14 protein-coding genes are annotated in these 13,148 nt (G+C 60.9%); 5 read left to right on the top strand and 9 right to left on the bottom strand.

Features of this window, described 5'->3' with window-relative positions:
- Positions 1-91: 91 nt before the first annotated feature.
- From PYH37_RS28605 to PYH37_RS28585, 5 genes are all read right to left on the bottom strand, one after another.
- Positions 92-1,045: an ABC transporter substrate-binding protein gene (locus tag PYH37_RS28605; RefSeq protein WP_280734862.1), complete on the bottom strand. Its 954-nt coding sequence runs from the start codon at positions 1,043-1,045 to the stop codon at positions 92-94.
- A 259-nt stretch (positions 1,046-1,304) separates the two neighbouring features.
- Entirely contained in the window at positions 1,305-2,540 is a 1,236-nt protein-coding gene (rlmN, locus tag PYH37_RS28600) for a dual-specificity RNA methyltransferase RlmN (RefSeq protein ID WP_280734861.1), read from the bottom strand.
- 234 nt (positions 2,541-2,774) lie between these two features.
- Positions 2,775-3,278, bottom strand: a complete 504-nt coding sequence (locus PYH37_RS28595; RefSeq protein WP_280734860.1) for an invasion associated locus B family protein — start codon at positions 3,276-3,278, stop codon at positions 2,775-2,777.
- 412 nt (positions 3,279-3,690) lie between these two features.
- The gene (locus PYH37_RS28590; protein WP_280734859.1) at positions 3,691-4,068 is read right to left on the bottom strand and encodes a YkvA family protein; all 378 of its coding nucleotides are present in this window, start codon (positions 4,066-4,068) and stop codon (positions 3,691-3,693) included.
- Between the two features lie 49 nt (positions 4,069-4,117).
- The gene (locus PYH37_RS28585) at positions 4,118-4,435 is read right to left on the bottom strand and encodes a 4a-hydroxytetrahydrobiopterin dehydratase (protein WP_280734858.1); all 318 of its coding nucleotides are present in this window, start codon (positions 4,433-4,435) and stop codon (positions 4,118-4,120) included.
- A gap of 83 nt (positions 4,436-4,518) precedes the next feature.
- Here PYH37_RS28585 and PYH37_RS28580 point away from each other — a divergent pair, with 83 nt between their 5' ends.
- Positions 4,519-4,992, top strand: coding sequence for a low molecular weight protein-tyrosine-phosphatase (locus PYH37_RS28580; protein WP_280734857.1), 474 nt, complete (start codon positions 4,519-4,521; stop codon positions 4,990-4,992).
- Here the strand turns inward: PYH37_RS28580 and thpR are convergent.
- Together thpR and PYH37_RS28570 are read right to left on the bottom strand one after the other, a co-directional pair.
- A complete protein-coding gene (gene thpR / locus PYH37_RS28575; protein WP_280734856.1) occupies positions 4,932-5,519 on the bottom strand; it encodes an RNA 2',3'-cyclic phosphodiesterase in 588 nt (195 codons plus the stop codon). The genes PYH37_RS28580 and thpR overlap by 61 nt on opposite strands.
- Before the next feature lie 114 nt (positions 5,520-5,633).
- Positions 5,634-6,275 carry an arylesterase gene (locus tag PYH37_RS28570; protein WP_280734855.1) on the bottom strand — a complete coding sequence of 214 codons (642 nt, stop codon included), beginning with the start codon at positions 6,273-6,275 and terminating at the stop codon, positions 5,634-5,636.
- A 70-nt stretch (positions 6,276-6,345) separates the two neighbouring features.
- Between PYH37_RS28570 and PYH37_RS28565 the strand changes: the two genes are divergently transcribed.
- The 4 genes from PYH37_RS28565 to PYH37_RS28550 all read left to right on the top strand — a co-directional run bounded on the left by PYH37_RS28565 (position 6,346) and on the right by PYH37_RS28550 (position 11,287).
- Positions 6,346-7,071 (top strand): ABC transporter ATP-binding protein, encoded by a 726-nt coding sequence (locus PYH37_RS28565; RefSeq protein ID WP_280734854.1) that lies wholly within the window; start codon positions 6,346-6,348, stop codon positions 7,069-7,071.
- Positions 7,068-9,623, top strand: a complete 2,556-nt coding sequence (locus tag PYH37_RS28560; protein ID WP_280734853.1) for an ABC transporter permease — start codon at positions 7,068-7,070, stop codon at positions 9,621-9,623. Before PYH37_RS28565 ends, PYH37_RS28560 begins: the two co-directional genes overlap by 4 nt.
- Before the next feature lie 210 nt (positions 9,624-9,833).
- Entirely contained in the window at positions 9,834-10,571 is a 738-nt protein-coding gene (locus PYH37_RS28555) for a Bax inhibitor-1/YccA family protein (RefSeq protein ID WP_280734852.1), read from the top strand.
- 158 nt (positions 10,572-10,729) lie between these two features.
- Positions 10,730-11,287, top strand: coding sequence for a GNAT family N-acetyltransferase (locus tag PYH37_RS28550; protein ID WP_280734851.1), 558 nt, complete (start codon positions 10,730-10,732; stop codon positions 11,285-11,287).
- 209 nt (positions 11,288-11,496) lie between these two features.
- Here PYH37_RS28550 and PYH37_RS28545 read toward each other — a convergent pair whose 3' ends face one another.
- Together PYH37_RS28545 and PYH37_RS28540 are read right to left on the bottom strand one after the other, a co-directional pair.
- A complete protein-coding gene (locus PYH37_RS28545) occupies positions 11,497-11,907 on the bottom strand; it encodes a DUF2794 domain-containing protein (RefSeq protein WP_280734849.1) in 411 nt (136 codons plus the stop codon).
- A gap of 360 nt (positions 11,908-12,267) precedes the next feature.
- Entirely contained in the window at positions 12,268-13,041 is a 774-nt protein-coding gene (locus PYH37_RS28540) for a DUF1223 domain-containing protein (RefSeq protein ID WP_280734848.1), read from the bottom strand.
- Positions 13,042-13,148: the final 107 nt, after the last annotated feature.

Here is a 13,148-nt window from a genome sequence, read left to right as displayed (position 1 = left end):
GAAACATGCGAGTAGCCTTGATGAGCGAACCGCCCCCGCATGAAACGGGGGCGGCTCGAACGCAACACTTCAGTATGAATTCGGTCGGCCGTTATTCGATGACGCGGGTCGCGCGGCCGAGAACGCTTTCCGGCAGGGTCACGTCCATCTTGGCGGCGGCGGCCTTGTTGACCACGAGATCGGTGCCGGCGGCGACCTTGACCGGGATATCGCCGGGGTTCTCTCCCTTGAGAATCCGAACGACCACTTCGCCGGTCTGCTTGCCGACGTCGCGGTAGTTGAAACCAAGGGCGGCAATCGAACCGCGCGAAACGGAATCCGTATCGGCGGTGAAGAGCGGCAGCTTGCTTTCCTCAGCGACGGCGACTGCACCCTCGAGCGCGGAGATGATCGTGTTGTCGGTCGGAACGTAGATTGCGTCGGCGCGGCCGACGAGCGCGCGGGCGGCGCCCTGCACTTCGGCCGACTTCGTCGCTGCGGATTCGACCACGGTCATGCCGGCCTTTTCGGCTTCTGCCTTGAGGGCTGCGAGCAACGAGACGGAGTTTGCCTCACCGGAATTGTAGAGATAGCCGATCGACTTGGCGTTCGGCAGGATTTCCTTGATCAGCGCCACATGCTCGGCGACCGGGGACATGTCCGAGAGGCCGGTGACATTGCCGCCGGGCTTCTCCATGTCCTTGACGAGCTGCGCGCCGAGCGGGTCGGAAACGGCGGTGAAGACTACCGGGATGTCGCGCGTCGAGGAAACCACGGCCTGGGCAGACGGGGTCGAAATCGGCACGATCACGTTCGGTGCTTCGCCGGCAAACTGCCGGGCGATCTGCGCAGCGGTCGCCGGATTACCCTGCGCCGACTCGTAGATGAACTTCAGATTCTCGCCTTCCTTGTAGCCGGCGGCGGCCAGCGCCTCCTTGACGCCGTCGCGGGCCGCATCGAGCGCCGGATGCTCGACGATCGCCGTCACGGCAACCGTGACCTCATCGGCACGTGCCGGCAGGGAAATCGCCACGGTGGCCGCGAGGGCAATGAGAAGTGAACGCATGGTGTCCTCCGATTTGTCGAGCGGGATGCGATCGAAAAGCCGTGTGACGCTTTCCCGTGCTCCCGTTTCAGGATGATTTTGCGGCCTTCTTTAAGAAAGCGAAGGGATCGAATCAATCGATCGGAACCGCTTCATCCATCAAATTTCTTCATCAATCATGATGACTTTGGATCAAAGCATCCAGTCATCGTGAGTGATTCTAAGATCTAGGAGCTGGGATGCGGGCGGAAAACCGCTTCACACTTTTCCTCATCCCGCTCTAATCCTCGCCGTGGTTGGCGATCATCATTGCCTCGAAAGCGAGGCGATCGACCTTGCGCATACGCTCCGATTCCGATTTGAGCTGGCCGCAGGCGGCAAGAATGTCGCGGCCGCGCGGCGTGCGGATCGGCGAGGCGTAGCCGGCCTGGTTGATGAAATCGGCGAATTTCTCGATCTGCTCCCAGTCCGAGCACTGGTAGTTGGTACCTGGCCAGGGATTGAACGGGATCAGGTTGATCTTGGCCGGAATGCCCTTGAGCAGCTTCACCAACTCCTTGGCGTCTTCCAGGCCGTCGTTGACGTCTTTCAGCATCACGTATTCGAAGGTAATGCGGCGCGCGTTCGACAGGCCCGGATAGGCCCGGCAGGCTTCCATCAACTGTTTCAGCGGATACTTCTTGTTGATCGGCACCAGCATGTCGCGCAGGTCGTCACGCACCGCATGCAGCGAGATCGCCAGCATCACGCCGATTTCGTCGCCGGTGCGGTAGATCTCCGGCACGATGCCGGAGGTCGAAAGCGTGATCCGGCGCTTCGAGAGCGAAAGGCCGTCGCCGTCGGAGGCAATCAGCAGCGCGGTCTTGACGTTCTCGAAATTGTAGAGCGGCTCGCCCATGCCCATCATGACGATATTGGTGATCTTGCGGCCTTCCGCCGGCACGATCGCACCCTGCGGCGTGTCGCGCTCGGGGAAGTCGCCGAGGCGGTCGCGGGCGAGCAGAAGCTGCGCGAGAATTTCTTCCGCCGTGAGATTCCGCACGAGTTTCTGGGTGCCGGTGTGACAAAAGGAGCAGGTGAGGGTGCAGCCGACCTGGCTCGAAATGCAAAGCGTGCCGCGGCCTTCCTCGGGAATGTAGACGGTTTCGATCTCGACCGGCCGTCCGGCACCGCGCGGCGGAAAGCGCAGCAGCCACTTGCGGGTGCCGTCGTTGGAGACCTGTTCCTCGACGATTTCCGGCCGGGCGATGGTGAAATGCTCCTTGAGCATTTCGCGCATGTCCTTGGAAACGTTCGACATCTGATCGAAATCGGAGACACCGCGAACATAGAGCCAGTGCCATAGCTGGCTCACACGCATCTTGGCCTGTCGCTCAGGGATGCCCTTCGCGACAAGGAGGTTTGCCATCTCTTCGCGCAGTAGACCGATCAGCGACGGCTTCTCCGCCTGTGGCACGGCGCGTATCTGCGGTGTCTTAACGATGTCCACCCGGGTCAAAATTTCAGTGGCTGCCATGCCTGTGTTGTCCTGTCGTATAGCGAAGGTTCGTCCGGAGAAGGATTCCGGATCACGTCCCAATGCTCGAATGAATCTGGCGAGCCTTTGGGCGCGCTCGACGGGGCGCGGGGCTCTGAATTTGCCGGCGCTTTAGCATTCTTTCGCTCGCGAGTCACCATGACGCCGGTACCGGAATGCAAAAAGGCCGGTCCACCGGCCGGCCTTTTTGCAATAACGGTTTCCTTGCGGCGCTTACCTGCAAGCCTCGATCTGCTTCAGCGCGGCGGATATGCCCGAGAGCGAATAGGAATACGAGGTTGTCGTTCCCTTGCGCGACTTTGCGTTGACCGACATGGCCTTGCCCGATTTCATCGCGGCGACCAGCGCCGGCTCTTCCGCGGCGTTTTCAACCCAGGCGGAGTTGCCCTTGGTGAACATGACGAAGGTTCGGCCGTCGATGACGACATTGACCTTCGAATTGTCCTGCAGCGGGTAGCCCATCATCGCCTGCGGCTCGTAGCTGATATTTTGGCCGGGGCGCTGCGAGACGAGGAAGAAGATGTCGCCATGGTCGACGCTGGCCGGGCTCCTTTCCTTCGGCACGGACAGGACGTAGCAGACCTTGCTGCCGCCCGCTTGATAGGAATAGGCGCCCCAGGCATTGAACTGCTGGATTCGCGTCGGGGATTGAGCGGAAGCAACGCCGGCTGTTGCCAGTACGAGGGCGATTGCAGTTGCGATCTTTCTTACAAACATGAGTTCCTGCCGCTTTTCTTGCTCACGATCGCCCGGGTCAGACGGGCAACGCATAGTCACGATTTGATTTATTTTGACTTAATTCAGGTTACTAAACCGTCAACGATACCGAAAGTCCGCTTCGTTTCCGCCCAAAACGGGCCACTGCATACCCGAGCATCGAACCTAGCCATCCCTTCGGCCTGGGTTCTTCTGCCTGCGGATGCGCCGGTCAGTCAACGGTCGGTGGTAGAGGGCCGTGGAATCCTGTCTCAAATCTCTCGCGACGGGCCGTTCTGCGGCCTTCTCGCATGCAGCCGTCGCGTTTCCGGAATCTATGTCACAAAGAATCGGGCAAGAGTTTGTCTTTGCAGCAGGAATGCGGCGACCTTCGCTTACACGGGCGTATCGTGCCGCTACGTCGATCGCGCGTTCACTCATCCGGCTTGTCGTGCAGGGCCTCGTCGGCCTTCCGATAGTGGGCTTCCTTGATCTGACCGCTGATTGCGGCGAAGGCCGCGGTCAGCACGGCGATGTCATCGGAGAAGCCGACGACCGCCAGCATGTCGGGCACGAAATCGAGCGGCAGGACGAAGTAGGCGAGCGCGGCCAACAATATGCCCCGCGTGCGCGTCGGCGTCTTCGGATCGACGGCGCAATAGTAGGCGGCCACGAGGTCGCGGCTGAACGGGACTTGGCGAGCCGCGCGGCGAAAGGTCGGCCAGAAACGGCGGCGCACCTTACGCTCCCGGCGCTCCTGTTCCGACTCTTCGCCGGGTAAGAGAATTTCACCGATCTTGATATCGTCCATCGCGTCCGTTCCGGTTTGACACCGCAGTCTGATATGGGAAGCGCAGGGGCTATTTCAAATGATCGGGCATCCGACCGGCGGCCGCATGATCCATCTTCGCCGCCAGTTTGAAATCGAGCTCGGTCAACCCGTTCGCGTCATGGGTCGAAAGCGTAACGTCCACTTTGTTGTAGACATTGAACCATTCCGGATGATGGTCGAGTTTCTCGGCGGCAAGCGCGCATTGCGTCATGAAGCTGAAGGCCTCGGCAAAATTTTTGAAGCGAAACGCCTTCCAGATAGAGGCGCCGTCCTCGGCAAGCACCCAGCCTTCCATCTTGTGCAGATGTTCGGCGATCGCCGCGGCATCCAGCTTTTCAGGCCTCATGCTGTTTCCTCCCTTCGTCTTTGTGTTTAACGATGGCATCGCCTAATGACGCCCGTCAGGCCGCGTCACTTTCAATGGTTAGCATGAAACCGGTCAGAATTCTCTTTGTTTGTCTCGGCAATATCTGCCGCTCGCCGCTGGCGGAAGGCCTAATGCGCGATCTCGCAAGTCGGGCCGGCCACTCATCGGCAATCGTGGTCGATTCCGCCGGCACCGGTGCATGGCATATCGGCGATCCGCCCGATCGGCGCTCGATTGCGGTGGCGAGAGCTCACAGGATCGACATAGCCGGCTTGCGCGGGCGAAAGATCGGCGCCGCGGATTTTGCGGCTTTCGACCTGATTCTCGGCATGGACAGCGCCAACGTCCGCGACCTGCTCGCCCTGGCTCCATCAACGGCAGCAGAAAAGGTGCACCTTTTTATGCATTACGCCGCTGGGCGCCACAACGACGTTCCGGATCCTTACTACGAGACTGCGGACGCCTTCGAAGCGCTTTACCAGATGCTGGAGGCCGGATGCTCGTCGTTGCTTGCAAAGCTCGAACGTGCTTCGTGAAGCGGGAAAACCTCTTCCGTCAGATAGGGGCCGCCCCCGACGGAATCGCGCGATGACAGAAGAACGAAGCGAGAAACCGTGAAAGGCGAGGTGACGAAATTGCCGCGCCCGGACAGATATTCGACGACATCCTCGACGCGCGAGGAGCGCAATCTCGCGAGCGTGACGTGCGGCGTGAACTTGCGCGGGTCCGGCGCCAGCCCGAGGCGCTGGCAGATGCGCTCGATTTCCGCCTGAAGCGCGTACATTTCCGGATTGTTGCTCACACCGGCCCAGACCGAGTGTGGCTTTTTCGAACCGAAGGCGCCAGTGCCGGCCAGCTGCAGCTGGAATTCCGGCCGCTCGATGCGATCGAGCCTGTCGATGATTTCGTCTGCGGTGCGCCAGTCCACGTCGCCGATGAAGCGAAGGGTGATGTGGTAGTTCTCCACATCGATCCATCGAGCTCCGGGAAGACCTCCGCGCAGCAGCGAAAGACTCATTGCTGCATTGCGCGGAATTTCGAGGGCGGTGAATAGTCTCGGCATGGCGAGCTCCCCGAATCTCTTGCAGATGTCTCAAGCGAATCACGCATCGAGTCTGCACGCAACCATTATTTAATGTGCTCAGGTATTAACTTTCTCTTAACTGTGGATGCTTGGTCACTCTCCTTTCGCAAGAGAGTTGATGAAACGCTCGGCGGTCGGAAGAAAACGTTCGACCATCGTGCCGATGCCATCGCTGTTCGGGTGCATGCCGTCGTCGAGCTTCAAGCCCGCCTCGGTCACGACGCCGTCCAGGAAGAAAGGGTACAACTCCAGCTTATGTTCCCGAGCGAGTTCGGGATAAATAGGATTGAAGCGCGCCGCATAATCCGAGCCCATATTCGGCGGCGCCATCATTCCTGCAAGCAGCACGGCGATGCCGCGTTCCTTCAGCCGAGAAATCATCGCTTCCAGGTTCTTCCGCGTCTCTTCGGGCGGAATGCCGCGCAGCGCGTCATTGGCGCCGAGTTCAAGGATTACGCCTTTGGTGCCGTCCGGCACCGACCAGTCGATGCGGGCAAGGCCGCCGGAGGTCGTGTCGCCGGAAACGCCGGCGTTGGCGATGGTGACATCGAGCCCTTTTTCTTTCAGAGCCTTTTCCAGACGGGTCGGAAAGGCATCTTCCGGGGGGAGCTGGTAACCGGCCATCAGGCTGTCGCCAAAGGCGACGACACTCACGTTTTCCGCACGGGCAACCGCAGATAACGCAATTGTCATTGCGATGCTTAAGAAAAAGGGCAGAAAATCTTTTAATGCCATAAGCTCGTTCCTAAATCCCGGCGGGTAATGATCTCGTCATCATATTAAATTTCATATAGGGCTATTTCGCGTGGCAAGAACCATCATCGAGCTGAAAAATGCGGACTTGACCCTCGGCGAGGCCGCGGCCTCGGTACATGTGCTGAAGGGCGTCAGTCTTACGATCGACGCCGGCGAGTCCGTCGGCATCGTCGGTCCTTCCGGATCGGGAAAGTCGACACTGCTGATGGTCCTGGCCGGGCTCGAACAACTCGACGGCGGCGAGATCGTCATCGACGGCACATCCCTGCACCGCTTGAGCGAGGACAAGCTCGCCGATTTTCGCGGGCGCAATGTCGGCATCGTCTTCCAGTCCTTTCACCTCATCCCGAATATGACCGCGCTCGAGAACGTCGCGGTGCCGTTGGAGCTCGCAAACGTCCGCAACGCCTTCGATATCGCCCGCCGGGAGCTTGTCGCGGTCGGGCTCGGAGAGCGCCTGACGCACTATCCCGGGCAGCTTTCCGGCGGTGAGCAGCAGCGCGTGGCGATCGCTCGGGCGCTCGCGCCTTCGCCGAAGCTGCTGATCGCCGACGAGCCGACGGGTAATCTGGACGCCGAAACCGGCCGGCAGATCGCCGACTTGCTCTTTGCCGAGCAGCGCGAGCGCGGCACGACGCTGATCCTCGTGACACATGACGCTGCGCTCGCCGGCCGCTGCGCGCGACAGGTGCGGATGCGTTCCGGCGAAATCGTCTCGGGCGGTGAAGCCGAGCCGCTGTCCGCCTCGATTCGCCAGGGGGCAGCATCGGCATGAGCGAGGCAAGCGCCGTCAACCGCCTTCGCCTGTTCCTCGCCCTCCGCCTCGCCCTGCGCGAAATGCGCGGTGGGCTTCGGGGCTTCTATATTTTTCTCGCCTGCATAGCGCTCGGCACGGCCGCCATCGCCGGCGTCAATTCGTTGTCGCAATCGATCAGCGCGACCATCGCTTCGCAGGGCCAGGAGCTTCTCGCCGGCGACATTCGCTTTGAACTCAACAATCGCGTGGCAACGGGCGACGAACGCGCTTTCCTCGACAGCCTGGGCAGCGTTGCGGTTTCATCGGGCCTGCGTTCCATGGCGCGGCTTCCCGACGGGTCGAATCAGGCCTTAGTGGAGTTGAAGGCCGTCGATCGCACCTACCCGTTATACGGCATTCTCGAAAGCGAACCGGCAAAGCCGCTTGCCGAACTATTATCGAAGCAGGGTGAGGTCTTCGGCGCCGCCGCAGCACCTCTGCTCCTGGAGCGCCTCGGCATTGCTCCGGGAGGCGAAATCCTGCTCGGCAATGCACGGATCAGGATCAATGCCACGGTCGTCCGCGAGCCGGACGCCCTTTCCGACGGATTCGGCTTTGCTCCGCGGCTGATGATATCTGCCGAAGCGCTTTCCGCCTCCGGGCTGGTGCAGACCGGCAGTCTTGTCGAGCACACTTACAAGGTGAAGCTGGCAGACCCTGCACAGGTCGCGTCCGTTCGTGCCGTTGCGGAGGCTCGCTTTCCGGCCGCCGGCTGGTCGATCCGGACAAGTGGCAATGCCGCCCCGTCGCTGACGGCGAACATCACCCGTTTCTCCCAATTCCTGACCCTCGTCGGCCTGACCGCTCTGATCGTCGGCGGCGTCGGTGTCGCCAACGCGGTACGGGCTTATCTGGACGGCAAGCGCAGCGTGATCGCGACATTCAAGTGCCTGGGCGCTCCGGCATCCCTGGTCGCCACGATCTATCTTGCGCAGATCCTGATGATCGCGCTGATCGGCATTGCATTCGGTCTCGTGCTCGGCGCGCTGATCCCCTTCGTCGCCGCCCAGTTTCTCGCCGACGTGCTGCCGCTCCCGACATCGTTCCGGCTCTATCCTTCGGCGCTCGGTCTTGCGGCGCTGTTCGGCTTGTTGACGGCGCTCGCCTTCGCGGTTCTGCCGCTCGGCCGCGCGCGCCGGGTGCCGGCCACCGCGCTTTTCCGGCAGCAGGGATTTGAGCCGACCGGCTTTCCCGCCTGGCCCTATCTGACTGGCGCTCTGATCTGCCTCGCGGCACTCGCTGGGCTTGCCGTCTGGACGGCCTACGACCGTTCGATTTCGCTGATCTTTCTCGGCGCAGTCGCCTTTGCCTTTATTATGCTGCGCGGGGTGTCGCTCCTGATATCATGGCTCGCGCGGCGCAGCCCGCGCGTGAACTCGCCCGCTTTGAGGCTGGCGATCGGCAATATTCATCGGCCAGGCGCACTGACGCCGTCGGTCGTTCTGTCACTCGGCCTCGGCCTCGCGCTTCTCGTGACGCTGGCGCTCATCGACGGCAATCTCCGGCGCGAACTCTCCGGCAATATGGCGGAGCGTGCGCCCAACTTTTTCTTCGTCGACATCCAGGGTAGCGAGATCGACGGTTTTCGGTCATTGCTCGGTCGAGCGATGCCGAAGGGCAAGGTCGTCGAAGTGCCGATGCTGCGCGGCCGGATCATCGCGCTCAACGGCGAAGACGTGAACAGCCGCAACGTTCCGCCCGGCGGTCAATGGGTGCTGCGCGGAGACCGCGGCATTACCTATGCGAGGAACAGCCCAGAGGGCTCGACGCTCACCGAAGGAGCCTGGTGGCCGGGGGATTACAGTGGAGAGCCGCTCGTCTCCTTCTCCGCGGAAGAGGCGGCCGAGCTCGGGCTCAAGCTCGGCGACACCGTCACGGTAAATGTGCTCGGACGCAATATTACTGCCCGGATCGCCAATTTCCGCAATGTCGAATGGGAATCGCTGTCGATCAATTTCGTGATGGTGTTCTCGCCGAATACCTTCGCCGGCGCGCCGCACGCGTGGCTGGCGACCATCATCGATTCCGGCGCAACGGCGGCGGAAGAAGCGGCCGTGCTGAAGGCCGTCACCAATACCTATCCGACGATCACGAGCGTCCGCGTGAAGGATGCGCTCGATATCGTCAACACGCTTCTCGGACAGCTGGCAACGGCTATCCGCGCTGCCGCCGCCGTCGCTCTCATTGCCTCCGTGCTCGTGCTGGCCGGCGCGCTTGCCGCCGGCAATCGCGCGCGTATTCACGATGCGGTGGTGCTGAAAACGCTTGGTGCCACCCGGGCAACGCTGATCCGCGCCTTCAGCTATGAATATATCATCCTGGGCTTTGCGACCGCTGTGTTTGCGCTGTTCGCCGGAGCGGCATCGGCCTGGTTCGTCGTCAGCCGCGTGATGACGCTGCCGTCCAGTTTCCTGCCCGATGTGGCGGTCGCAACGATCGTCGTTGCGCTCGTCATGACAGTCGGCATCGGCCTTGCTGGAACCTGGCGAATTCTCGGGCAGAAAGCCGCACCGGTGCTGCGCGAGCTGTGAGCGCCGCGATTTAACCGTTAATCACCCTTCTTTGATGCCTGAAACCTTGGCTTTGCTCGATTCCGGCGGCTTGGGTCTTGTGCGTGACAGCTTTCGACATCATATTTGTGCACAGGCATGCTGGAGCCCCGCAGCGGCGCCTGGGCGCTTTAAGGACAGACACTTACCGCCCGACACCGTCACTTCAACCGGGGCTTAAATGAGGAAACAATGGCTGATCTGAGAAACTACCAAACCCGAATGTCGCCCGCCGGCGCTCAGGCGGGTGCCGTGATCGATGAAGGCCTTCGCGCTTACATGCTGAAGGTCTACAACCTGATGGCTCTCGGGCTGGCGATCACCGGTGTGGCAGCTTACGGAACCTTTGCGCTCGCAGCCTCCAACGAGGCTTTCGCCCAGCTTATCTATGCCTCACCGCTGAGGTGGGTCGTGATGCTGGCGCCGCTGGCGTTGGTTTTCTTCATGAGCTTCCGCATCAACTCCATGAGCGTTTCCGCCGCACAGACGACGTTCTGGATTTACGCAGCGCTGATGGGCCTTTCGCTCTCCTCGATCTTCCTGGTCTTCACCGGTCAGAGCATCGTGCAGACGTTCTTCGTGACGGCCGCCTCATTTGGCGCCCTGTCGCTCTACGGCTACACGACGAAGAAGGATCTGTCGGGCTTCGGCACGTTCCTGATCATGGGCCTCTTCGGCCTGATCATCGCGTCCATCGTCAACATCTTCCTTGCCTCTTCGGCGCTCGGCTTCGCCATCTCGGTGATCGGCGTGCTGATCTTTGCCGGCCTGACCGCCTACGACACCCAAAAGATCAAGGAAATGTACTTCGAAGCCGATGACGTCGCGGTTGCCGGGCGCAAGGCTATCATGGGCGCGCTGACGCTCTATCTTGACTTCATCAACCTGTTCATGTTCCTGCTGCAGTTCCTTGGCAACAAGAACGAGTAGTACGAACGGAATTGACGAAAAAGGCGGCCTTGGCCGCCTTTTTTGTTGCTATGGAACTTGATCGGTTCAGCCGCTTCGTGCGATTGCCTACTGCAGCGATCCCCTGTCGTCTGAAAGGACACACGGCGCTGTAGGCAATCGAAACGACGAAGAACTCCATGACGATTACCCTTCGCGACGCTGTCGCCGCCGATCTTCCCGCCATTACCGAGATCTATCGCGAATCCGTCTTAAACGGTGTCGCTACCTACGAGATTGTGCCTCCGTCCGAGGCCGAGATGGCCCTGCGCTTCTCGACCATCACAGGCAGTGGCTATCCCTACATCGTTGCCATGGACGATACCGCAGCGGTAATCGGCTATGCTTATGCCTCCGCATTTCGCACCCGCGCGGCCTATCGGTTCCTGGTCGAGGACTCGATCTATCTCGCGCCGGAGGCGCGCGGAAAGGGCGCGGGGAAGGCTCTGCTCACCGAGCTCGTCAAGCGCTGCACCGCGCTCGGCTTCCGTCAGATGGTGGCGGTGATCGGCGGTGCGCAATCCTCCTCCATTGCCGTGCACAGCGCTCTCGGCTTCGAACAGCAGGGGCTGATGAAGGCGACCGGTTTCAAGCACGGCCGCTGGCTCGATACCGTCATCATGCAACTGCCACTTGGCGAGGGAATGGCCACGGCCCCCACGGAAGGTCTCTATCCGGATACGCTTTACCGGAGTTGATCTTCGCCCGCGCTTTTCGCTGCGGCAATTCAAAGTGTAGAGCGATCTTTGTGCTGAAAAGCGTATGGGCGCCGTAGGTCGGAATCGATCTACGAAAAAACTACGCGCCACTCGAGGTGCTTTTTAGATGCACAAAGGGTCGGCACCGGTGCGAGAACCACGCAATCGAGCGAGAAACCATCCCGCTCCAATTTGTTCCAATTCTCGCATCAGGTCTCGACGAGTTTCAGCACCTTATCGAGCACCTTGAGCACTTGGGCGAGTTCGTGGCCGCGTTTCAATATCGTGCCGTGGGCGTTGAGCACGCTATAGGCACCCTGCTTCGCCGCGAACTTGGGGTTCTTTTCTATCCGATAGAGGGGTACCTCTCCCGAGCGCTTGAATACCGAGAAGACGGCGCGGTCCCTCAGGTGGTCGATCGCATAGTCGCGCCATTCACCTTCGCCGACCATGCGGCCATAGACCCGTAGAATCTGGTCCAGCTCACGGCGATGGAATGTGACGGGAGGAGGATTTTTAGCTTGTTTGTATTCGTGAAAATCGACGACCACTTGCGAAGTGGTCTGGCCCTGGTGACGCGTTTCGCCTCGCGGCAAATCCGGTTGATCGGTCATCGGCATTCCGGCCTTCTGATGTGACAGGACCATGACAGTGTGCCTGACACAGACTGAAAAGCAAGCCGGAAGCTGTTGAACAGTGGGGGCAATTCTTGCCCTTGCCGCAATTCAGTCAAATCGCCGCCCCATTTCACCGCAACACTCCGACCGCTGCCGGACAGAGTCGTTGCCACCGTATGTCCGGACAGGTCGTCATGCTGCGGGAGGTTCACGAACGCAGTCATGGCCGGTTCGGTCCGGTAACTTCGAACCCTCAGCCCCAGCCCCTCGATGCTGCCGGGCCGAACCATCCCCCGCCGCGAAACATCACGGCGAGATGTGGCGATGCGGCCGGAAAGCCGCTTCGCCCGATGCCTTGCCCCTTCAGAGCTTCCCCTGCGGGCCAGCGAGAACAGTCGCGGCGCCGACGATCGCGCCCGGCGTTTCCGCATCCTTCATCGATTGCAGCAGGACGGCGCAGCCGCTGTTGCCGTTGCCCTCGATCAGCACCGAGGCAGGCAGCGTAAATTCTGCGGGCTTGCCGTCCCACATGCCGATCGTCTGTATGTCGCGCACCGCATGCCAATAGGCGATCTGCTTGCCGCTGTTTTCGCCCTTCTCGACATCGACCACCTTGGCCCGATCGAAATAGACGACAACCACATTCGCCTTGCCTTCGCCGGCGCCGATCTTGATGGAGATCTCATCGCCGCCGATCGTCGCGTCGACCGGCACGGCAAGCCCTTTGCCGCCGGCCCTCATCATTTCCAGTCGGCTCTTGATCGCCGGCAAGTCGGCCCCGTTCATATGGTCGCGCCCGTTCAGTATAGCCTGGGGCGTGTAGACACCGTTGCGACCCAGCATGCGGGCATAGGCATATTGCCGTTCGGTATTCTCCTTGGAGGCGAGCGTGTCCGCCCAGCCGAGATAGTTCCAGTAATCGACGTGATAAGCGAGCGCCACGACGTCGCCCTCATCGACCAGCTTCTTCAGTGCCGCGTCCGCCGGCGGGCAGGATGAGCAGCCCTGGCTGGTGAAGAGTTCGACGACGCCCTTGATCGTCTTGCCGTCGTCCGCCGCAGCCGCACCGCAGATGGCGCTGAAAATCCCTAGTGTCAGGGCGATGCGCCGGATCGTCGGATTGCAGGCAGATGTCATGGCGTCACTTTATATTCATTGGGCCGGGCGGCCTCCTGTGGGGGAGCACACTACATACGACGGCCAAGCTTCAACGGAAAGTCACGTTGGAGTGACCCGTTCGGGAC

Origin of the sequence: Sinorhizobium numidicum (assembly GCF_029892045.1) — a bacterium.
Lineage (GTDB): Bacteria > Pseudomonadota > Alphaproteobacteria > Rhizobiales > Rhizobiaceae > Sinorhizobium > Sinorhizobium numidicum.
This window is presented reverse-complemented; position numbering and strand designations above follow the sequence as displayed.